The sequence below is a fragment of the Pseudomonas sp. ADAK7 genome, from assembly GCF_012935675.1.
Classification (GTDB): domain Bacteria; phylum Pseudomonadota; class Gammaproteobacteria; order Pseudomonadales; family Pseudomonadaceae; genus Aquipseudomonas.
Genome location: NZ_CP052861.1, coordinates 4,862,170 through 4,881,496 on the forward strand (window position 1 = coordinate 4,862,170; position 19,327 = coordinate 4,881,496).

Genomic DNA, 19,327 nt, shown 5'->3' on the forward strand with positions numbered 1-19,327 from the left:
ATGCAAAAGATTCTGGTAAGTCGCTGCCTGCTGGGCCATCGCGTACGTTACGACGGCGGGGCGAGTGGGCCGTTTGATCTGTTGGACCAATGGATCGCCGAGGGGCGGGTGGTGCCGTTGTGCCCGGAAGTGGCTGGCGGGTTGCCGACACCGCGCGCCGCGGCGGAGATTCCGGGCGGGCAGGGTGGTGAGGTGCTGGATGGGCATGCGGCGGTGATCACCACTGAAGGCGAAGACGTCAGCGCGGAGTTTCTGTCGGGGGCTTATCAGGCGCTGGAATTGGTGCAAAAGCACGGCATCCGGATTGCGGTGTTGAAGGCCAACAGTCCGTCTTGCGGGAATTTACTGACCTATGACGGGACTTTCAGCGGCGTGAAAGTCAGTGGCGAAGGGGTGACAGCGGCGTTGCTCAAGCGCCATGGCGTTCAAGTGTTCAGCGAACTGGAATTGGCCGAAGCCGCCGCATTGCTCACACAAGACTGACGACTTAGACAATCCTTTAAGGGGCGAGCCTGAACTCAGGGCTTGGCCTCGACACTCGTATCCGTCCCAAACCACTTCTGCGTCAACGCCTCCAGCCGACCATCCGCCTTGATCCGCTGCAACGCGTTGTCGAGGCTGGCGTGGAACGCCGGGTTACCTTTCTGGAACGGAATCGCCAGGCTCACCGGCTCGCTGGCCTTCGGCGTCTCTTCCTTCAACGTCTGCACCAGCAGCATCGACTGCGGTTGCTCTTCTTTCTGCGCGATCAATTGCGCATCGGTGTGGCTGTAAGGCTCGCTGAAGTCGAAACGATCCTTCAGTTCCGCGGTCATTGCTACGTGGTTGATGGCGACGTCGTATTTGCCGGTTTCAACACCTGGCAGCAGATCGGCGGCATCGGTCACGACGAAGTCGGCGCGCACATCCAGTTCATTGGCCAGCAGCTGACCCAGCTCGACTTCGAACCCGGTCAGTTTGCCGTCGTCCTTGAAATTGAACGGCGGTGTATTAGCCTCAAGGGCAATGCGCAATTCGCCGCGGTCGAATACATCGTCAATCAGTTCGGCATGAGCCAAAGGGCTCAAAAGGGGTAGCAGGCAGATCAGGCCAGGCAAGAAACGCATGGTCACTCCTTTGAATTCATTATCGCGACGCTCTAATTCAGGCGCGCTTTGCTATGGTTGTCGAGTGCCTTCGACAACGAATGGCCGTGAAGTTAGATACGGTCACGCGGATTTTACGGAAAAACTGGAGAAGAGAATGAAAACGTTTATGTCACGAGCAGCATTGGCTGGCCTGTTGATGGGTGTGTCGGTGCTGGCCAGCGCCGCTACCCCGGCCCCTAAAGGTGCCGAAGTGTCCATCGTTTCTCCTGAAGATGGTGGGACTGTCCCGCAAACCTTCAAGGTTAAATTCGCTGTCGAGAATGTTGCGCTGGCGCCCGCGGGCGATACCACCAAGAACACCGGCCACCACCATTTGCTGATCGATGCCAAGGATGTTGTGGCTGCAGGGGCAGTCATCCCGGCAGATGCCAATCACGTTCATTTTGGCAAGGCGCAAACCGAAACCGAGCTGACGCTGACACCTGGCAAGCACACCTTGCAGTTGGAGTTAGGCGATATGAGTCATATGGCCTTCGATCCGCCAATCGTGTCGAAAAAGATCACCGTCAACGTGAAGTAATTGTTCACGGACATGAAAAAGGAGCCCCGAGGGGCTCCTTTTTTTGTCGCTCAAGTCGTTATCAGAACAACACGCGGCAACGAATGGTGCCGTTGATGTGCTGCAACTTCTCTTGGGCGATTTCCGAGTAATCGGCATCGACGTCGATCACGACGTAGCCGACTTTCTCGTTGGTCTGCAGGAACTGACCGGAAATGTTGATGCCGTTTTCGGCGAAGACCTTGTTGATCTCGCTCATCACACCCGGGATGTTCTCGTGGATGTGCAGCAGACGGTGCTTGCCAGGGTGAGCCGGCAGGGCCACTTCCGGGAAGTTCACCGACGATACCGACGTACCGTTGTCGCTGTACTTGACCAGTTTTTCCGCGACTTCCAGACCGATGTTGGCTTGCGCTTCAGCGGTGGAACCACCGATGTGCGGGGTCAGGATTACGTTGTCCAGGCCACGCAGCGGGCTCTCGAACTCTTCGTCGTTGGAGCGTGGCTCCACCGGGAACACGTCGATGGCCGCGCCGATCAGGTGCTTGTCCTTGATCGCGTCTGCCAGGGCTTGTAACTCAACCACGGTGCCGCGAGCGGCGTTGATCAGGATGCCGCCCTTCTTGATGGCGCGGATTTCCTTCTCGCCGATCATCCACTGAGTGGCGGCGGTTTCCGGAACGTGCAGGGTGACGATGTCGGACATGGCCAGCAGGTCGGTCAGTTTGCCGACCTGAGTGGCGTTGCCCAGCGGCAGCTTGGTCACGGTGTCGTAGAAGAACACCTGCATGCCCAGGCCTTCCGCCAGGACCGACAGTTGCGTACCGATCGAGCCGTAACCGACGATGCCGAGCTTCTTGCCACGGATCTCGAAGGAGTTCGCCGCGCTCTTGATCCAGCCGCCACGGTGGCAGGAAGCGTTCTTCTCAGGGATGCCGCGCAGCAACAGGATCGCTTCGGCCAGCACCAGCTCGGCCACGGAGCGAGTGTTGGAGTACGGCGCGTTGAACACCGCAATACCGCGTTCGCGGGCAGCGTTCAGGTCAACCTGGTTGGTGCCGATGCAGAAACACCCTACAGCCACGAGCTTCTTCGCGTGATCGAAGATTTCTTCGGTCAGTTGAGTGCGGGAGCGAATGCCGATGAAATGCGCATCAGCGATCTTTTCCTTCAGCTGGGCTTCCGGCAGAGAACCGGTGAGGTACTCGATGCTGGTGTAGCCAGCCGACTTGAGAACGTCGACAGCCGATTGGTGGACGCCTTCGAGAAGAAGGAACTTGATCTTGCTCTTATCGAGAGAAGTCTTGCTCATCTGCGTAAACCTGTATCCCGGAGAAAAATGGCAGGAAGTAGCCAGCAGATGCTGACCCGGACGGCAACAATGCCGTCACCGCAGAATAGCCGTTGGGCACTACCCTGCGGGGTCGGTATGCTAGCATACGCACCCCGCTAAACACTCATTCCTGCGACGTGAAGCGTTCTCAGGATGACCATGAATTGTTCGAGAGTTCTGTCGATGACCAATCCTGCCCTGATTGAAGAGCTGAAGACCCTGGTTGAGCCTGGCAAGGTCCTGACCGATGCCGACTCCCTCAATGCTTATGGCAAGGATTGGACCAAGCATTTCGCCCCGGCCCCGACGGCCATCGTGTTTCCCAAGACCACCGAGCAGGTCCAGGCCATTGTGCGCTGGGCCAATGAGCACAAAGTGGCGCTGGTGCCGTCCGGCGGGCGCACCGGACTTTCCGCTGCTGCCGTGGCCGCGAATGGCGAAGTGGTTGTGTCGTTCGACTATATGAACCAGATCCTCGACGTGAACCTCACCGACCGCACCGCCGTTTGTCAGCCTGGCGTGGTTACCGAGCATTTGCAGAACGTCGCTGAAGAAAAAGGCCTGTACTACCCGGTGGACTTCGCTTCCGCCGGTTCGAGCCAGATTGGCGGCAATATCGGCACCAATGCTGGCGGGATCAAGGTGATTCGCTACGGCATGACCCGCAACTGGGTGGCTGGCATGAAAGTCGTCACCGGCAAGGGCGATGTACTGGAACTGAACCGCGACCTGATCAAGAATGCTACCGGCTACGACCTGCGTCAGCTGTTCATCGGCGCGGAAGGCACCCTTGGTTTCGTGGTCGAAGCGACCATGCGTCTGGACCGCGCACCGAAAAACCTCACCGCGATGGTCCTCGGCACCGCCGATTTCGACTCGATCATGCCGGTACTGCACGCGTTCCAGAGCAAACTCGATCTGACTGCCTTCGAATTCTTCTCCGATAAAGCCCTGGCTAAGGTCATGGGTCGCGGTGATGTGCCGGCGCCATTTGAAACCGATTGCCCGTTCTATGCGCTGCTGGAATTCGAAGCGACCACCGAAGAAGTGGCCAACCACGCCCTGGAAACTTTCGAGCATTGCGTCGAGCAGGGCTGGGTGCTGGACGGCGTGATGAGCCAGAGCGAAACCCAGTTGCAGAACCTGTGGAAGCTGCGCGAATACATCTCCGAGACCATTTCCCACTGGACGCCGTACAAGAACGACATTTCGGTCACTGTGTCGAAAGTCCCGGCGTTCCTGAAGGAAATCGACGCGATCGTCGGCGAACACTACCCGGATTTCGAAATCGTCTGGTTCGGTCACATCGGTGACGGCAATCTGCACTTGAACATCCTCAAGCCGGAAAACCTGAGCAAGGACGAGTTCTTTGCCAAGTGCGCGACCGTGAACAAGTGGGTGTTCGAAACCGTCGAGAAGTACAACGGTTCGATTTCCGCCGAGCACGGCGTGGGCATGACCAAGCGTGACTACTTGACCTACAGCCGTTCCCCGGTTGAGATCGAGTACATGAAAGCTGTTAAAGCGGTGTTCGACCCGAACGGCATCATGAACCCGGGCAAAATTTTCGCTGTTTGAATCAACGAGCAGGAGTCGGTAATGAGCTATCAGCACCAGTATGTCGACGGTACGCGTATTCACTTCCCGCTGGGGAAAGTGGTGTGCATCGGCCGTAACTATGCCGAACACGCCAAGGAACTGGACAATCCGGTGCCTACCGAGCCACTGCTGTTCATCAAGCCGGGCAGTTGCGTGGTACCGCTGGAAGGCGGTTTTGCCATTCCGACCGAGCGTGGCTCGGTGCACTACGAAGCAGAAATCGCTGTGTTGATCGGCAAGCCGCTGTCGACCAAGCCGAGCCGTGAAGAAGTGCTCGACGCCATCTCCGGCTTCGCCCCGGCCCTGGACCTGACCCTGCGCGACAAACAGGCCGAGCTGAAATCCAAGGGCCTGCCGTGGGAAATCGCCAAGTCCTTCGATGGCGCGGCCGTGCTTGCCCCGTTCGTGTCCGCCGGCAGTTTTGCCGACCTGACCGACATCGGCATCCGCCTGACCATCAATGGCGACGTGCGTCAGGACGGCAACAGCAAGGACATGCTCAACCCGATTGTGCCGATGATCCAGTACATGGCCGGCTGCTTCTCGCTGCAGGCCGGTGACGTGATCCTGACCGGTACGCCAGTGGGCGTCGGTCCGTTGAATGTCGGTGACGAGCTGGTGCTGGAATTGCCGGGTGTCAGCCGCTTCAACAGCAGCGTTCGCTAAGCCAATGATCGTTCCCACGCTCCGCGTGGGAATGCCGCCATGGACGCTCCGCGTCCGCTTCGAATGTGACGCGGAGCGTCACGGGATGCATTCCCACGCAGAGCGTGGGAACGATCAGGTGCAGGGCTTTCCCGCCATTTCCCGTTTTTTTCACATCCCTTCTGGATAATTCCGCGGTTCCTGGCGTCTGAGCCTGCCCGATTGTGCTATTACCCTTAGCCTGAATTTCTGGAACGCATCCCCTGATGGCCACACCACCGCTCCCGACCCTGCAAACTCCTCGTCGTCCACGATTCCTCATGCGCTGGTATTACTGGTTGTTGCTGGCTGTTGTGGCGGGCTATGGCTTGGCGTTTGCGATGCATTGGGACGACCGCGGCGCGCTTTGGGTGATGGAGCGTTTCGAAAGCCCGGCCGAGCGCCAGCAAAGTATCTGGTTGCCGGATTACCGGGCGGTGATCGACGCCAAACTGCTGCCGGGCATGGAAAAGGACGAAGCATCGGACCTGTCCTACGACCCGCAGACCAAAACCCTGTTCTCGGTCATGGGCAAGAACCCGTTCCTGGTCGAACTGACCCTGCAGGGCGACGTGCTGCGCAAGATGCCGCTGGTGGGTTGGACCAACCCGGAAGGCGTGGCGACGATGGGCAATGGGTTGCTGGCCATTACCGATGAGCGCGAACACATGCTGTCGATCGTCAAGGTCGATGCCGACACGCGCGAACTGCACCGCGACAACTTCCCGAAATACGACCTCGGCCCGTCGAAAGACCAGAACAAGGCGTTCGAAGCCATTGTCTGGGATTCGCGCAATCAGCAACTGTTACTGGGCGAAGAGCGCCCGCCGGCGCTGTTCAGCTGGAAAAGCGATGGCAGCCAGACCCTCACGGGCGATAAACAGAAACTCGCCAGTAACGAACTGGATATCCGCAACCTGTCGGCCCTGGCCATTGACCCGCGCACCGGTCACACGTTGGTGTTGTCCGCCGACTCGCACCTGCTGCTGGAACTGGACGAGAAGGGCGAGCAAGTCAGCTTCATGACCCTGCTGGGCGGCTTCAACGGTTTGAAGAAGACCATCCCCCGCGCCGAAGGCGTGACCATGGACGAGGCGGGCACGCTATACATGGTCAGCGAGCCGAATCTGTTTTATCGCTTCGAAAAACAGAAATAGCCTACAGATGCGGGGTGGCGCGCGGTCGCTGGTTAAGGTAAACCTGCGGGACCGCGGCCATAGGCCATTAAGCTTGGATTCAGTCAGCCGTGGTATTTCATCCGCCCGCCCTGATTTCGAGCTTGCCTGAATGCGTCGACTTGCCCGCCCCAAACCCCTGATTTTGATCCTGTCAGTGATTGCGCTGATCGTGCTGGTCGCGGTCGGCCAGTACTTGCGCCTGTTCGAGCGCGCCTGGTTCAACCTGCACACGCTATGGCAGCCGATGAATGCCGAGGCCATTGGCCTGGATCAGTATCGGGTCGAGATCGAGGCGCAAGTGATCGACGGGCTGGACGATGACGTCTCGGCGCTGACCTACGATCCGGTGCGTCACAGCCTGTTCACGGTGACCAACAAAAACGCCGAGCTGATCGAGCTGTCCCTGGATGGCAGGATCCTGCGGCGTATCGCGCTGATCGGTTTTGGCGACCCGGAGGCCGTGGAGTTCATCAGCGCTGACACCTATGTCATCACCGACGAACGCCAGCAGCGCCTGATCAAGATTCACCTGGAGAAGGACACCACCTTCCTCGACGCCGCGGACGCCGAGCAGATGACCCTCGGCGTGCACATGAGCGGCAACAAGGGTTTCGAAGGCCTGGCGTATGACTCGGTGGGCAAGCGCCTGTTTGTCGCCAAGGAACGCGACCCGATGCTGATCTACGAAGTGCAGGGCTTCCCGCATTACAACCCGGAGAAATCCTACGCCGTACACGTGGTCAACAACCCCAAGCGCGATGCCGGGATGTTCGTGCGCGACCTGTCGAGCCTGCAATACGACGAGCGCAGCGGCCACTTGATGGCGCTGTCGGATGAGTCGCGATTGATCATCGAGCTGGATGTGGATGGGCGACCGCTGAGCACAATGTCCTTGAACAAGGGCCGTCAGGGGCTGAAAAAGACCGTGCCGCAGGCGGAAGGGATAGCGATGGATGACGATGGCACGCTGTATCTGGTCAGCGAACCGAACCTGTTCTACACCTTCAAAAAACCACCACAGCCCTGACCAACACCCCAAAACAAATGTAGGAGCGAAGCTTGCTCGCGAAGAGGCCATAACATTCAACATCTCAGTCGACTGTTACGGCCTCTTCGCGAGCAAGCTTCGCTCCTACAGGGTAGGGCGGGGTGTCAGGCCTTGAGGGTCTTCACGCCTTCGCTGGTGCCCAGCAGCAGCAAATCCGCCGGACGCGCCGCGAACAGACCGTTGGTGACCACGCCGACGATCGCATTGATCTGCGTCTCCAGCTCCACCGGGTTGGTGATCTGCATGTTGAACACGTCGAGGATGATGTTGCCGTTGTCGGTCAGCACGCCTTCGCGGTAAACCGGGTCGCCGCCCAGTTTCACCAGCTCGCGGGCCACGTGGCTGCGGGCCATCGGGATCACTTCCACCGGCAGCGGGAACGCGCCGAGCACCGGCACCAGTTTGCTGCCATCGGCGATGCAGATGAAGGTCTTGGCCACGGCTGCGACGATCTTCTCGCGGGTCAGGGCCGCGCCGCCGCCCTTGATCAGGTTCAAGTGTTCGTCGCTTTCGTCGGCGCCGTCGACATAGAACTCCAGGTCGCTGACGGTGTTCAGCTCATACACCGGAATCCCGTGGCCCTTGAGGCGCGCAGCAGTGGCTTCGGAGCTGGCGACGGCGCCATCGAACGCGCCCTTGTGCTTGGCCAGTGCATCGATGAAGCAGTTGGCGGTGGAGCCGGTGCCGACACCGACGACGCTCTTGTCGTCGAGTTTCGGGAGGATGAAGTCGACGGCGGCCTGGGCCACTGCCTGTTTGAGTTGATCCTGGGTCATGCGGGCTCCGAAGCGGGCAAGGGAAAACGGAAAGGCCGGCATTATAACTTCATGCCGGTCTAAAACCTCTGTATTCGTGTGGTCGTCCGCCCAAAAGCCGGGTTAGACTCCTTGGCCCTGCCCAACCCGCTCAGTGATGCTTTCCGATGCTCGAACAGTACGTCAAGAAGATCCTCACCTCGCGCGTTTATGACGTTGCCGTAGAAACCCCATTGCAGACTGCTCGCCAGCTCTCCGAGCGGCTGGGCAATAGTATTTGGCTCAAGCGCGAAGACTTGCAGCCGGTGTTCTCGTTCAAGATTCGCGGCGCCTATAACAAGCTGACGCAACTGAGCGATGAAGAGCGCGCGCGCGGCGTGGTCACTGCTTCGGCGGGCAACCATGCGCAGGGCCTGGCCCTGGCGGCCAAGGTGTTGGGCGTGAAAGCCACCATCGTGATGCCCAAGACCACCCCCGAGATCAAGGTCGAAGGCGTGCGCTCCCGTGGCGGCAAAGTGGTGCTGCACGGCGATTCGTTCCCGGAAGCCCTGGCCTACTCGCTGAAACTGGTCGACGAAAAAGGCTACGTCTACATCCACCCGTACGACGATCCCCACACCATTGCCGGGCAGGGCACGGTGGCCATGGAGATTCTGCGCCAGCACCCGGGCCGTCTCGATGCGATTTTCGTCCCGGTGGGCGGCGGCGGTTTGATCGCCGGCATCGCGGCTTACGTGAAATACCTGCGTCCGGAAATCAAGATCATCGGCGTCGAGCCGGATGACTCCAACTGCCTGCAAGCGGCGATGGCTGCTGGCGAACGAGTGATTCTGCCGACCGTGGGCATCTTTGCCGATGGCGTTGCCGTGGCGCAGATCGGCCAGCACACCTTCGATATCTGCAAAGACTATGTCGATGAGGTGATCACCGTCAGCACCGATGAAATCTGTGCGGCGATCAAGGACATCTACGACGATACCCGCTCGATCACCGAACCTGCCGGCGCCCTGGGCGTGGCCGGGATCAAGAAGTACGTCGAGCAGCGCGGCGTCACCGGGCACACGTTCGTGGCCATCGACTCCGGCGCCAACGTCAACTTCGACCGCCTGCGCCACGTCGCCGAGCGCGCCGAATTGGGCGAGGGCCGCGAAGCCATCATCGCCGTGACCATTCCCGAGAAACCGGGGAGCTTCAAGGCGTTCTGTGAAGCCATCGGCAAGCGCCAGATCACCGAATTCAACTACCGCTACAACACCGGCAGCGAAGCGCACATCTTCGTTGGCGTGCAGACGCACCCGGACACCGACCCGCGCAGCGCGTTGATCGCCAGCCTGAGCGAGCAGGGTTTCCCGGTGCTCGACCTGACCGACAACGAACTGGCCAAGTTGCACATCCGGCACATGGTCGGTGGCCGCGCGGCCCAGGTCGTTGATGAAGTGGTGCTGCGCTTTGAATTCCCGGAACGTCCGGGTGCGCTGTTCAACTTCCTCAACAAACTGGGCGGGCGCTGGAACATCTCAATGTTCCACTACCGTAACCACGGCGCGGCAGATGGCCGGGTGGTCGCGGGGCTGCAAGTGCCTCATGACGAACGTCATCTGGTGCCCGCAGCGCTGGAAGAAATCGGTTACCCGTACTGGGACGAAAGCGACAACCCGGCCTATCAGCTGTTTCTCGGCTGAGCGGCTACGCTGATGGGCATGGACTAAAGAAGAGAAATGCATGGAAACCCTGACAACCCTGAAAGTCCTTCATGTCGCGGCCACGGTGGTGATACTCGCCAGCGGTCTGGGGCTCGCTTTTCTGACCTGGCGCAACCACAGTGAAGGCCCTGCGAGCACGATGCAGCGCCCATGGTTGTTCGTGTGGTGCCTCATGCTGGCCTGCATGTTCAGCATGCCTTTCACTGGCTGGTGGTTAGTGCATCTGGTTGGCTGGCCGTTGGGGCAGTTCTGGATTCTGGGTTCCAGCATTATCTATGCCGTGGCGTCATTGAGCGCTCTCTGGCTCCTCCTTCGGCTCAACCGTCTGTGGACGAGCGGGGTGGGCAACCGGAAATTCACGCTGGCTCTGGCGATTGTCAGCGGTGTCGGATTCCTCGCCATTGCTGCGTTGATGGGGGCCAAGCCGGTTTAAGCGACAAAGAATGTCATGAAAATTCTATTGGTGGGCGGCACTGGTTTTGTCGGTCGTCACCTGCTGCGCGCGCTACACGCTGCCGCCACTCAGTGATTGCCACAAGCCGCGAGCGTCAGGCGTCGATGTGGCCAGGTGTCGAGTGGCAGCAACTGGATCTCGGTCTGCTGGCGGTTGAGCCCGCGCATTTTGCTTTCCCCGGCGATATCGATGTGCTGATCAACGCTGCGGGTCTGTGGAGCGTGGATGCGCAGGCGTTGAGCCTTATTCAGGATCGCGGTGCCCGGGTTCTGTTTGATCAGGCCGTGCACCAGGGTGTGCTTCGGCCGTCGCTGGTGCTGGGCGCTGGCGGGACAAGCAGTGCCTGGCTCGCGGCTTTCTCACCCTGGCCGTTGATTCCCTTGCTGGATTTGAAGGTTTGATCCTTACGCGGCTGTCGGGAAAAAACGGGTGTTGATGGTGGCTACTTTAATGGCTTTTGTGGACTGAACCTCGCCGATGAGTGCTTATCTGCTGCTGAAAACCCTACACATTCTGTCATCGACCATTCTGTTTGGTCTCGGCGCCGGCTCGGCGTATTACGCACTTCGGGCCTGGCGTAGCGGCAACGTCGAAGTGATTGCCGTGACGTTTAAACATCTGGTTTTTGCTGACTGGGCGTTCACCGCCACCACGGCAGTGTTTCAGCCGCTCAGCGGGCTGGGTCTGATGCATCTGGCGGGCTGGCCGCTGCAACAGACTTGGCTGATGTGGAGCATTGGCCTGTTTTGCCTGGCCGGCGTGTGTTGGTTGCCGGTGGTCTGGCTGCAGATTCGCGTGCACAAAATGGCCGACACCGCTTTGCTGAAGGGGACGCCGATGCCGATCAAGGCCGCCACCTATATGCGTTGGTGGTTTGCCTTGGGGTGGCCGGCGTTTTTAGCCTTCATGGTGATTTTCTACCTGATGGTGGCCAAACCGGCTTGAGGCATTGCCCACCATGGCGGCGAACCGTAGTGGGCATCACGGCGTTTTTCAGTCGCGCAGGCTGATCACCGGCCAGCCACGCTTCTCGGCCTCGGCGCGCAGGTTCGGATCCGGATCAACCGCCACCGGGTTTGCCACTTGCTCAAGCAACGGCAAATCATTCATCGAATCGCTGTAGAAATAGCTGTCTTCCAGCGAATGCCCGGTCTCTTCCAGCCAACGACTCAACCGCGTCACCTTGCCTTCGCGAAAGCACGGGATGTCGGTGCTGCGCCCGCTGTAGCGGCCATCGATCATTTCGCATTCGGTGGCGATCAGGGTCTCGACGCCCAAGCGCTGGGCAATCGGCCCGGTGACGAAGCGGTTGGTGGCGGTGATGATCACCAGTTTGTCGCCGGCTTCGCGGTGCTTGGCCAGCAGGGCCAGGGCCTTGGGCAATACGATCGGTTCGATGCAGTCGCGCATGTAGTCCAGGTGCCATTGATCCAGGGTGGCCATTTCGGTGCGGCCGAGGATTTCCAGGCAAAAGTTCAGGTACTCGGCGTTATCCAGCTTGCCCGCCAGGTAATCCTGGTAGAACTCGTCGTTGCGTGCCTTGTACGTCACGGCATCGAGAAAGCCGCGTTCGCACAGGTAATCGCCCCAGGCGTGGTCGCTGTCGCCGCCCAAAAGCGTGTTGTCCAAGTCGAATAAAGCCAGGCGCATTGCAGTTACTCGCTGAAAAGTCTGTAGAAAGGCGCCCAGAATACGTACTTTTCACAAGAGTGCACATAAGGTGGGCCGGCTCGTTGCTGCCTTCACAACCTTTGTGGAACAATGCGGCGACATGCGTTTGCGAGGTTGTTGCCGTGATCGACCCCGATGGTTTCCGCCCCAATGTCGGGATTATTCTCACGAATGATGCCGGCCAGGTGCTATGGGCTCGCCGTATCAATCAAGATGCCTGGCAGTTTCCACAGGGCGGGATCAACCCCCAGGAGACGCCGGAAGACGCCTTGTATCGCGAGTTGAACGAAGAAGTGGGTCTTGAGCGCGAAGATGTTGAAATTCTCGCCTGCACCCGGGGCTGGTTGCGCTATCGTTTGCCGCAACGTCTGGTCCGTACCCACAGCCAACCGCTGTGCATCGGCCAGAAACAGAAATGGTTTCTCCTGCGCCTGATCTCCAACGAGCAGCGGGTGCGGATGGATTTGACCGGTAAACCGGAATTCGATGGCTGGCGCTGGGTCAGTTATTGGTATCCGTTGGGCCAGGTGGTGACATTCAAGCGCGAGGTGTATCGACGCGCTCTCAAAGAGCTTGCCCCGCGCCTTTTAACGCGCGACTGACGACGGAGTTCGACCCCGAGCCATGCTCAATACGCTGCGCAAGATCGTCCAGGAAGTTAACTCCGCCAAGGATCTCAAGGCGGCGTTGGGGATTATTGTGTTGCGCGTCAAAGAGGCCATGGGCAGCCAGGTCTGCTCGGTCTACCTGCTTGACCCGGAAACCAACCGCTTCGTACTGATGGCCACCGAGGGCTTGAACAAGCGCTCGATCGGCAAAGTCAGCATGGCACCCAACGAAGGTCTGGTTGGCCTGGTCGGCACGCGTGAAGAACCCCTGAACCTCGAAAACGCCGCGGATCACCCGCGCTACCGTTACTTCGCCGAGACCGGTGAAGAACGCTACGCCTCATTCCTCGGGGCGCCGATCATTCACCACCGTCGCGTCGTCGGCGTGTTGGTCATTCAGCAAAAAGAACGCCGCCAGTTCGATGAAGGTGAAGAAGCCTTCCTCGTGACCATGAGCGCGCAACTGGCGGGCGTTATCGCCCACGCCGAGGCCACCGGTTCGATCCGTGGCCTGGGCCGTCAGGGCAAAGGCATCCAGGAAGCCAAGTTCGTCGGCGTACCGGGTTCGCCGGGCGCGGCGGTCGGGACCGCGGTGGTCATGCTGCCGCCCGCCGACCTGGACGTGGTGCCGGACAAGACCATCACCGACATCAACGCCGAACTCGGGCTGTTCAAGACCGCCATCGAAGGCGTGCGCGCCGACATGCGCGCCTTGTCCGCCAAGCTCGCGACCCAGCTGCGGCCGGAAGAGCGCGCGCTGTTCGACGTCTACCTGATGATGCTCGACGATGCCTCGCTGGGCAGCGAAATCACCACGGTGATCAAGACCGGCCAGTGGGCCCAGGGCGCGTTGCGCCAAGTGGTCACCGAGCACGTCAACCGTTTCGAATTGATGGACGACGCCTACCTGCGTGAGCGCGCCTCCGACGTCAAGGACCTGGGCCGGCGCTTGCTGGCTTACCTGCAGGAAGAGCGTCAGCAGACGCTGGTCTACCCTGACAACACCATTCTGATCAGCGAAGAACTGACGCCGGCGATGCTCGGCGAGGTGCCGGAAGGCAAGCTGGTCGGTCTGGTTTCGGTACTCGGTTCCGGTAACTCCCACGTCGCGATCCTGGCTCGCGCCATGGGCATCCCGACGGTGATGGGCCTGGTCGACCTGCCGTATTCCAAGGTCGACGGCATCCAGATGATCGTCGACGGCTACCACGGCGAGGTCTACACCAACCCGAGTGACGTGCTGCGCAAGCAGTTCGCCGAAGTGGTCGAGGAAGAGAAACAACTGTCCCTCGGGCTGGACAAGCTGCGGGACTTGCCGTGCGTGACCCTCGATGGCCACCGCATGCCGCTGTGGGTCAACACCGGCCTGCTCGCGGACGTGGCGCGGGCGCAGAAGCGTGGCGCCGAAGGCGTTGGCCTGTACCGCACCGAAGTGCCGTTCATGATCAACCAGCGCTTCCCGAGCGAAAAAGAGCAGCTGGCGATCTATCGCGAGCAGCTCGCGGCATTCCATCCGCAACCAGTGACCATGCGCAGCCTGGACATCGGCGGCGACAAGTCGCTGTCGTACTTCCCGATCAAGGAAGACAACCCGTTCCTCGGCTGGCGCGGCATTCGCGTCACCCTCGACCACCCGGAAATCTTCCTGGTGCAGACCCGCGCGATGCTCAAGGCCAGCGAAGGCTTGAACAACCTGCGGATCCTGCTGCCGATGATCTCCGGCATCCACGAACTCGAAGAAGCCTTGCACCTGATCCACCGGGCGTGGGGCGAAGTCCGCGATGAAGGTACCGACGTGCCGATGCCGCCGATTGGGGTGATGATCGAGATTCCGGCGGCGGTGTACCAGACCAAGGAGCTGGCGCGGCAAGTGGACTTCCTGTCGGTCGGCTCCAACGACCTGACCCAATACCTGCTGGCCGTGGACCGTAACAATCCGCGGGTGGCCGACCTTTACGACTACCTGCACCCGGCGGTGCTGCAAGCCTTGCAGAACGTGGTGCGTGACGCCCATGCCGAAGGCAAGCCAGTGAGTATCTGCGGCGAAATGGCCGGCGACCCGGCAGCGGCGGTGCTGTTGATGGCGATGGGCTTCGACAGCCTGTCGATGAACGCCACCAACTTGCCGAAGGTGAAGTGGATGCTGCGTCAGATCAATCTTAGCAAGGCCAAGGAATTGCTCGCGGAGTTGATGACCATCGACAACCCGCAGGTTATCCACAGCTCGCTGCAATTGGCGCTGAAGAACCTTGGGTTGGCGCGGATGATTAATCCGGCTTCGGTCAAGACGCTTTAAAAGGCTGATGGCCTTGTGGCGAGGGAGCTTGCTCCCGCTGGAGTGCGAAGCGCTCCCGATCCGGCCAACGCGTTCTATCTGAAAGATCGCGTTGGCTGGTTTACGACTGCTTCGCAGTCGGACGGGAGCAAGCTCCCTCGCCACAAGCAAGCTGCCTCGCACAATTTATTGCAGGCCTTTAAATCCTCAACGCCACTTCCCCCAAATGCCCGCCATACGGCCCGAAACTCCTTTCGACCATCACCCGCGTCCCATCCGCCTGAACAATCAACGCCGTACTCGCCCGCGTCCCATACGTCGGGCTGGCAATAAACACACTCGACAACAACGTCTCGGTGGCCACCCCGACCCCGGTATCCGGCAGTTCCGTCAGCGGTGCGGGCTGCGAATCCCCCAAAATAGCCAACAACGCCGCAGGTTGCGGATCGTCCAGCAGTTCGCTCAACGCCGCCTTGGCCTTGAGCACTTTCGGCCACGGCGTATCCAGCCCCGCGTTCGACAGCCCATATACCCCGGGCGCCAGCATCACCGCCTCGGTGTCCCGGGCATTGAAATGCCACAGCTCGTTGGAATTGCCGACCAGCAGGTTAAACCCGGCAAACTCCGCCGAACGGGCGACAACGTCGCTTAAATAGTCATCAATCGACATCTCGCCGCTGAGAAACCCTGCAACCAGTTCGCCCCGTGACGTGCGCGACGCTGGCTGCCGCGGATCGCGGATATTCGTCAGGGCGGCAAAGCGCCCGTTGGCGCCGATGCCGAGCCAGGTGCCACCGGCCTCCAGGTCCCGACCGGCATGGACATGCGGGGCGTGGGCCCATTGCGCCAGGGGCTGGGTGGGCCGGGCGTAGAATTCGTCGCGGTTGGCCGCCACGATCAGCGGCTGGGCGTGGCCCGGGCGCCAAGCGAAAACAATCAGGCACATAAGGTGGTCCTTGTGTGTTTTTGCTCACTCTACGCAGACATTGCGCGCGCATCCATCGCCATCCAGTAGAGCTAAAGGCCGTGCATCCGTTACCATGCCGCTCCTATTTTCGGGATGCGTGGGACTACGGCCATGGAATTTCTGCTCTATCTGGCGCTGGGCGCCTGTGCAGGCGTGCTGGCCGGGCTGTTCGGCGTCGGTGGCGGGATCATCATCGTCCCGGTGCTGGTGTTCAGCTTCAAGCTGCAGGGCTTCGATCCGTCGATCCTCACGCATCTGGCCGTCGGCACGTCCCTGGCGACGATCATTTTTACCTCGGTCAATGCGGTCCGCGAGCATCACCGTCGCGGTGCCGTGCGTTGGCCGATATTTGCCTGGATGACCCTCGGCATTCTGATCGGCTCCGGTTTTGGCGCGCTGACGGCCGAAGCGATCTCCGGACCGCATTTGCAGAAGATCATCGGCGTTTTCGCGCTGATCGTCGCCGTTCAACTCGCCCTGGACTTCAAACCCAAGGCCAGCCGAACGGTGCCGGGCAAAGTCGGTCTGACCATCGCGGGCAGTGTGATTGGCTGGGCGTCGGCGATTTTCGGGATTGGTGGCGGTTCGCTGACCGTGCCGTTCCTGACCTGGCGCAGCGTGCCGATGCAGCAAGCGGTGGCGACGTCATCGGCCTGCGGCTTGCCGATTGCCTTGTCCAGTGCATTATTTTTCATGATTCTGGGCTGGCACGATCCATTGCTGCCGGCCCATAGTCTCGGTTTTATTTATTTGCCGGCGCTGCTGGGGATCGCCCTGACCAGCATGTTCTTCGCCCGTTTCGGCGCGCGACTGGCGCACAATCTGTCGCCGCGCTTGCTCAAAAGACTGTTCGCCGCTTTGCTGTTCTGCGTGGGGCTCAATTTCCTGCTCTGACACCCGGCACAATCCTGGCTTAATCCTGAGGTGACAGCGTCCCCCGGGAATTTTGAAGGTTTCAACTCTAACGAGGAGTCGCAATGCTGCCTTACCCGCAGATCGACCCGGTGGCCCTGGCCATCGGTCCGCTGAAAATCCACTGGTACGGCCTGATGTACCTGATCGGCATCGGCGGCGCCTGGCTGCTGGCGTCCCGGCGGCTGAACCGCTTCGACCCGACCTGGACCAAGGAGAAGCTCTCCGACATGGTCTTCTGGATGTCGATGGGGGTGATTGTCGGTGGCCGCCTGGGCTACGTGCTGTTCTACGATCTGAGTGCGTACCTGGCCAACCCGATGCTGATTCTCGAAGTGTGGAAGGGCGGCATGTCGTTCCACGGCGGGTTTATCGGCGTGATGCTGGCGGCGTTGTGGTTCGGTAAAAAGAACAACAAGTCGTTCTTCCAGCTGATGGACTTCGTCGCGCCGATGGTGCCGATCGGCCTGGGCGCCGGGCGCATCGGCAACTTCATCAACGCCGAGTTGTGGGGCAAGCCGACCGACGTGGCATGGGCGATGGTCTTCCCGACCGATCCGGCGCAACTGGCCCGTCACCCGTCGCAGCTGTATCAGTTCGCGCTGGAAGGTGTGGCGCTGTTCCTGATCCTCTGGATATTCTCGCGCAAGCCACGGCCAACCATGGCAGTGTCCGGGATGTTCACGCTGTTCTACGGCATCTTCCGTTTCATCGTCGAATTCGTCCGCGTGCCGGACGCGCAATTGGGCTATCTGGCCTGGGGCTGGCTGACCATGGGTCAGGTGCTGTGCGTACCGATGGTGCTCGCCGGTCTGTTCCTGATCTGGCTGGCGTATCATCGCGCCCCGGCAGCGCCAGCGGCGGCCGTATAAATTCGAATCCCGGGGGCGACGGCTCCCGGGTTCAAGGACACAGGTAACTCATGAAGCAATATCTCGATCTGGTGGCCCACGTCATCAAGAACGGCACCAAGCAAGCCAACCGCACTGGCGTCAACACCATCAGCTTCCCTGGCGCGATGCTGCGTTATGACCTGAAGGAAGGTTTTCCGGCGATCACTACGCGCAAGATGGCCTTCAAATCGGCCATCGGCGAGATGTGTGGTTTCCTGCGTGGCGTGAACAACGCCGCCGAATTCCGCGCCCTGGGCTGCAAGGTCTGGGACCAGAATGCGAACGAAAACGCGCAGTGGCTGGCCAACCCGTTCCGCCAGGGCGAAGACGACCTCGGCGAAATCTACGGCGTGCAATGGCGCAAGTGGCCGGCGTACAAGCAGATCCCGGTCAGCAATAAAGCCGCGATCGAGCAGACGTTGAGCCAGGGCTATCGCCAGATCGCCGAAGGCGAAGAAGACGGCCAGGCCTACGTGGTGCTGTACAAGGCGATCGACCAGATCCGCCAGTGCGTCGACACCATCATCAAGGACCCGGGCAGCCGCCGCATCCTGTTCCACGGCTGGAACGTTGCCCAGCTCGATGAAATGGCCTTGCCGCCATGCCATCTGCTGTACCAGTTCCACCCGAATGTCGAGACCAAGGAAATCTCCCTGACTCTCTACATCCGTTCCAATGATTTGGGCCTGGGCACGCCATTCAACCTCACCGAAGGCGCCGCGCTGCTGAGCCTGATCGGGCGCCTGACCGGCTACACGCCGCGCTGGTTCACCTATTTCATCGGCGACGCGCACGTCTACGAAAACCACTTGGACATGCTCAACGAACAGCTCACTCGCGAGCCGTTCCCGATGCCGAAACTGGTGATCAGTGATCGTGTGCCGGCGTTTGCCGAAACGGGTGTGTATCAGCCGGAATGGCTGGAGTTGATCGAGCCGGGCGACTTCTCGCTTGAGGGTTATCAGCACCACGCGCCGATGACCGCGCCGATGGCGGTTTAAAGCCCCGGCACGATGATCGTTCCCACGCTCTGCGTGGGAATGAATCCCGTGACGCTCCGCGTCACAGTGGACGCAGAGCGTCCATGGCGGCATTCCCACGCGGAGCGTGGGAACGATCAGGCGGTGTGTTTAGTGGCCGTGACTGCGGCCCACATGGGAATGCTCAGTTTCCGTCGCCACCACCCCACCACTGACCTCCAACCGCTGCAAAATCCCGCATTGATCGACATCCGGCCCTTCGCCACAACGTTGGCGCAGGTCGAGCAATTGTGTCTGCAACGCCAACAAGCCATCGATCCGCGCCTTGACGTGGTGGATGTGTTCGTCGATCAGCGCGTTGACGTTTTCGCACTGGTCCTGCGGGCTGTCGCGCAGGGTCAGCAGGCTGCGGATTTCTTCGAGGGTCATGTCGAGGGTGCGGCAATTGCGGATAAACGTCAGGCGTTCGGCGTGGGCCTGGGTGTAGACGCGGTAGTTGCCGTCGCTGCGGGCGGGCTCTGGCAGCAGGCTTTCGCGCTCGTAATAGCGGATGGTTTCCACGGCGCAGTCGGTCAGTTTGGCCAGTTCTCCTATCTTCATCGCGACAATCTCCAAAAGGT

20 protein-coding genes and 1 pseudogene are annotated in these 19,327 nt (G+C 60.3%); 15 read left to right on the forward strand and 6 right to left on the reverse strand.

What is annotated here, in order from left to right:
* The gene (locus tag HKK53_RS22300; protein ID WP_169372608.1) at window positions 1-483 is read left to right on the forward strand and encodes a DUF523 domain-containing protein; all 483 of its coding nucleotides are present in this window, start codon (window positions 1-3) and stop codon (window positions 481-483) included.
* 35 nt (window positions 484-518) lie between these two features.
* Here HKK53_RS22300 and HKK53_RS22305 read toward each other — a convergent pair whose 3' ends face one another.
* Window positions 519-1,106, reverse strand: a complete 588-nt coding sequence (locus tag HKK53_RS22305; RefSeq protein ID WP_169372609.1) for a transporter substrate-binding domain-containing protein — start codon at window positions 1,104-1,106, stop codon at window positions 519-521.
* Window positions 1,107-1,242: 136 nt separating this feature from the next.
* Between HKK53_RS22305 and HKK53_RS22310 the strand changes: the two genes are divergently transcribed.
* Window positions 1,243-1,668, forward strand: a complete 426-nt coding sequence (locus tag HKK53_RS22310; RefSeq protein WP_123404052.1) for a DUF4399 domain-containing protein — start codon at window positions 1,243-1,245, stop codon at window positions 1,666-1,668.
* A gap of 61 nt (window positions 1,669-1,729) precedes the next feature.
* Here the strand turns inward: HKK53_RS22310 and serA are convergent, their stop codons facing one another.
* Window positions 1,730-2,959, reverse strand: coding sequence for a phosphoglycerate dehydrogenase (serA, locus tag HKK53_RS22315; protein WP_123404055.1), 1,230 nt, complete (start codon window positions 2,957-2,959; stop codon window positions 1,730-1,732).
* Window positions 2,960-3,163: 204 nt separating this feature from the next.
* Between serA and HKK53_RS22320 the strand changes: the two genes are divergently transcribed.
* The 4 genes from HKK53_RS22320 to HKK53_RS22335 all read left to right on the forward strand — a co-directional run bounded on the left by HKK53_RS22320 (window position 3,164) and on the right by HKK53_RS22335 (window position 7,468).
* A complete protein-coding gene (locus HKK53_RS22320; protein ID WP_169372610.1) occupies window positions 3,164-4,558 on the forward strand; it encodes an FAD-binding oxidoreductase in 1,395 nt (464 codons plus the stop codon).
* 21 nt (window positions 4,559-4,579) lie between these two features.
* Window positions 4,580-5,245, forward strand: a complete 666-nt coding sequence (locus HKK53_RS22325; RefSeq protein ID WP_169372611.1) for a fumarylacetoacetate hydrolase family protein — start codon at window positions 4,580-4,582, stop codon at window positions 5,243-5,245.
* A gap of 245 nt (window positions 5,246-5,490) precedes the next feature.
* Window positions 5,491-6,420 carry an SdiA-regulated domain-containing protein gene (locus HKK53_RS22330; protein ID WP_169372612.1) on the forward strand — a complete coding sequence of 310 codons (930 nt, stop codon included), beginning with the start codon at window positions 5,491-5,493 and terminating at the stop codon, window positions 6,418-6,420.
* A 130-nt stretch (window positions 6,421-6,550) separates the two neighbouring features.
* Window positions 6,551-7,468 carry an SdiA-regulated domain-containing protein gene (locus HKK53_RS22335; RefSeq protein ID WP_169372613.1) on the forward strand — a complete coding sequence of 306 codons (918 nt, stop codon included), beginning with the start codon at window positions 6,551-6,553 and terminating at the stop codon, window positions 7,466-7,468.
* Between the two features lie 125 nt (window positions 7,469-7,593).
* Here the strand turns inward: HKK53_RS22335 and rpiA are convergent, their stop codons facing one another.
* The gene (gene rpiA / locus HKK53_RS22340; RefSeq protein ID WP_169372614.1) at window positions 7,594-8,265 is read right to left on the reverse strand and encodes a ribose-5-phosphate isomerase RpiA; all 672 of its coding nucleotides are present in this window, start codon (window positions 8,263-8,265) and stop codon (window positions 7,594-7,596) included.
* A gap of 146 nt (window positions 8,266-8,411) precedes the next feature.
* On the opposite strand from rpiA, the gene ilvA reads away from it, so the two are divergent.
* From ilvA to HKK53_RS22360, 4 genes and pseudogenes are all read left to right on the forward strand, one after another.
* Window positions 8,412-9,926, forward strand: coding sequence for a threonine ammonia-lyase, biosynthetic (gene ilvA / locus HKK53_RS22345; protein WP_169372615.1), 1,515 nt, complete (start codon window positions 8,412-8,414; stop codon window positions 9,924-9,926).
* Between the two features lie 40 nt (window positions 9,927-9,966).
* Window positions 9,967-10,380, forward strand: a complete 414-nt coding sequence (locus HKK53_RS22350) for a DUF2269 family protein (RefSeq protein ID WP_169372616.1) — start codon at window positions 9,967-9,969, stop codon at window positions 10,378-10,380.
* Between the two features lie 15 nt (window positions 10,381-10,395).
* Window positions 10,396-10,796, forward strand: a pseudogene (locus HKK53_RS22355) (NAD-dependent epimerase/dehydratase family protein); the annotation flags it as partial.
* Window positions 10,797-10,878: 82 nt separating this feature from the next.
* A complete protein-coding gene (locus tag HKK53_RS22360; protein WP_169372617.1) occupies window positions 10,879-11,346 on the forward strand; it encodes a DUF2269 family protein in 468 nt (155 codons plus the stop codon).
* 48 nt (window positions 11,347-11,394) lie between these two features.
* Here HKK53_RS22360 and HKK53_RS22365 read toward each other — a convergent pair whose 3' ends face one another.
* Complete coding sequence (locus HKK53_RS22365; RefSeq protein WP_169372618.1) at window positions 11,395-12,051, reverse strand: HAD family hydrolase; 657 nt, start codon at window positions 12,049-12,051, stop codon at window positions 11,395-11,397.
* 143 nt (window positions 12,052-12,194) lie between these two features.
* Between HKK53_RS22365 and HKK53_RS22370 the strand changes: the two genes are divergently transcribed.
* Both HKK53_RS22370 and ptsP read left to right on the forward strand, forming a co-directional pair.
* Window positions 12,195-12,674 (forward strand): RNA pyrophosphohydrolase, encoded by a 480-nt coding sequence (locus HKK53_RS22370; RefSeq protein ID WP_007945562.1) that lies wholly within the window; start codon window positions 12,195-12,197, stop codon window positions 12,672-12,674.
* A gap of 22 nt (window positions 12,675-12,696) precedes the next feature.
* Complete coding sequence (ptsP, locus tag HKK53_RS22375) at window positions 12,697-14,976, forward strand: phosphoenolpyruvate--protein phosphotransferase (RefSeq protein ID WP_169372619.1); 2,280 nt, start codon at window positions 12,697-12,699, stop codon at window positions 14,974-14,976.
* 178 nt (window positions 14,977-15,154) lie between these two features.
* Here ptsP and HKK53_RS22380 read toward each other — a convergent pair whose 3' ends face one another.
* Complete coding sequence (locus tag HKK53_RS22380; RefSeq protein ID WP_169372620.1) at window positions 15,155-15,901, reverse strand: NRDE family protein; 747 nt, start codon at window positions 15,899-15,901, stop codon at window positions 15,155-15,157.
* A 132-nt stretch (window positions 15,902-16,033) separates the two neighbouring features.
* On the opposite strand from HKK53_RS22380, the gene HKK53_RS22385 reads away from it, so the two are divergent.
* The 3 genes from HKK53_RS22385 to HKK53_RS22395 all read left to right on the forward strand — a co-directional run bounded on the left by HKK53_RS22385 (window position 16,034) and on the right by HKK53_RS22395 (window position 18,728).
* Complete coding sequence (locus HKK53_RS22385) at window positions 16,034-16,816, forward strand: sulfite exporter TauE/SafE family protein (protein ID WP_169372621.1); 783 nt, start codon at window positions 16,034-16,036, stop codon at window positions 16,814-16,816.
* 83 nt (window positions 16,817-16,899) lie between these two features.
* Window positions 16,900-17,706, forward strand: coding sequence for a prolipoprotein diacylglyceryl transferase (gene lgt / locus HKK53_RS22390; protein ID WP_133835540.1), 807 nt, complete (start codon window positions 16,900-16,902; stop codon window positions 17,704-17,706).
* Between the two features lie 50 nt (window positions 17,707-17,756).
* A complete protein-coding gene (locus HKK53_RS22395; protein WP_169372622.1) occupies window positions 17,757-18,728 on the forward strand; it encodes a thymidylate synthase in 972 nt (323 codons plus the stop codon).
* 129 nt (window positions 18,729-18,857) lie between these two features.
* Here HKK53_RS22395 and cadR read toward each other — a convergent pair whose 3' ends face one another.
* Window positions 18,858-19,307, reverse strand: a complete 450-nt coding sequence (cadR, locus tag HKK53_RS22400; RefSeq protein WP_169372623.1) for a Cd(II)/Pb(II)-responsive transcriptional regulator — start codon at window positions 19,305-19,307, stop codon at window positions 18,858-18,860.
* Between the last annotated feature and the right edge of the window lie 20 nt (window positions 19,308-19,327).

Excerpts from the sequence above, each read along its gene's own strand:
- HKK53_RS22300 (WP_169372608.1), top strand. The coding sequence starts at position 1 with ATGCAAAAGATTCTGGTAAGTCGCTGCCTGCTGGGCCATCGCGTACGT.
- HKK53_RS22305 (WP_169372609.1), bottom strand. The coding sequence starts at position 1,106 with ATGCGTTTCTTGCCTGGCCTGATCTGCCTGCTACCCCTTTTGAGCCCT.
- HKK53_RS22310 (WP_123404052.1), top strand. The coding sequence starts at position 1,243 with ATGAAAACGTTTATGTCACGAGCAGCATTGGCTGGCCTGTTGATGGGT.
- serA (WP_123404055.1), bottom strand. The coding sequence starts at position 2,959 with ATGAGCAAGACTTCTCTCGATAAGAGCAAGATCAAGTTCCTTCTTCTC.
- HKK53_RS22320 (WP_169372610.1), top strand. The coding sequence starts at position 3,164 with ATGACCAATCCTGCCCTGATTGAAGAGCTGAAGACCCTGGTTGAGCCT.
- HKK53_RS22325 (WP_169372611.1), top strand. The coding sequence starts at position 4,580 with ATGAGCTATCAGCACCAGTATGTCGACGGTACGCGTATTCACTTCCCG.
- HKK53_RS22330 (WP_169372612.1), top strand. The coding sequence starts at position 5,491 with ATGGCCACACCACCGCTCCCGACCCTGCAAACTCCTCGTCGTCCACGA.
- HKK53_RS22335 (WP_169372613.1), top strand. The coding sequence starts at position 6,551 with ATGCGTCGACTTGCCCGCCCCAAACCCCTGATTTTGATCCTGTCAGTG.
- rpiA (WP_169372614.1), bottom strand. The coding sequence starts at position 8,265 with ATGACCCAGGATCAACTCAAACAGGCAGTGGCCCAGGCCGCCGTCGAC.
- ilvA (WP_169372615.1), top strand. The coding sequence starts at position 8,412 with ATGCTCGAACAGTACGTCAAGAAGATCCTCACCTCGCGCGTTTATGAC.
- HKK53_RS22350 (WP_169372616.1), top strand. The coding sequence starts at position 9,967 with ATGGAAACCCTGACAACCCTGAAAGTCCTTCATGTCGCGGCCACGGTG.
- HKK53_RS22360 (WP_169372617.1), top strand. The coding sequence starts at position 10,879 with ATGAGTGCTTATCTGCTGCTGAAAACCCTACACATTCTGTCATCGACC.
- HKK53_RS22365 (WP_169372618.1), bottom strand. The coding sequence starts at position 12,051 with ATGCGCCTGGCTTTATTCGACTTGGACAACACGCTTTTGGGCGGCGAC.
- ptsP (WP_169372619.1), top strand. The coding sequence starts at position 12,697 with ATGCTCAATACGCTGCGCAAGATCGTCCAGGAAGTTAACTCCGCCAAG.
- HKK53_RS22380 (WP_169372620.1), bottom strand. The coding sequence starts at position 15,901 with ATGTGCCTGATTGTTTTCGCTTGGCGCCCGGGCCACGCCCAGCCGCTG.
- HKK53_RS22385 (WP_169372621.1), top strand. The coding sequence starts at position 16,034 with ATGGAATTTCTGCTCTATCTGGCGCTGGGCGCCTGTGCAGGCGTGCTG.
- lgt (WP_133835540.1), top strand. The coding sequence starts at position 16,900 with ATGCTGCCTTACCCGCAGATCGACCCGGTGGCCCTGGCCATCGGTCCG.
- HKK53_RS22395 (WP_169372622.1), top strand. The coding sequence starts at position 17,757 with ATGAAGCAATATCTCGATCTGGTGGCCCACGTCATCAAGAACGGCACC.
- cadR (WP_169372623.1), bottom strand. The coding sequence starts at position 19,307 with ATGAAGATAGGAGAACTGGCCAAACTGACCGACTGCGCCGTGGAAACC.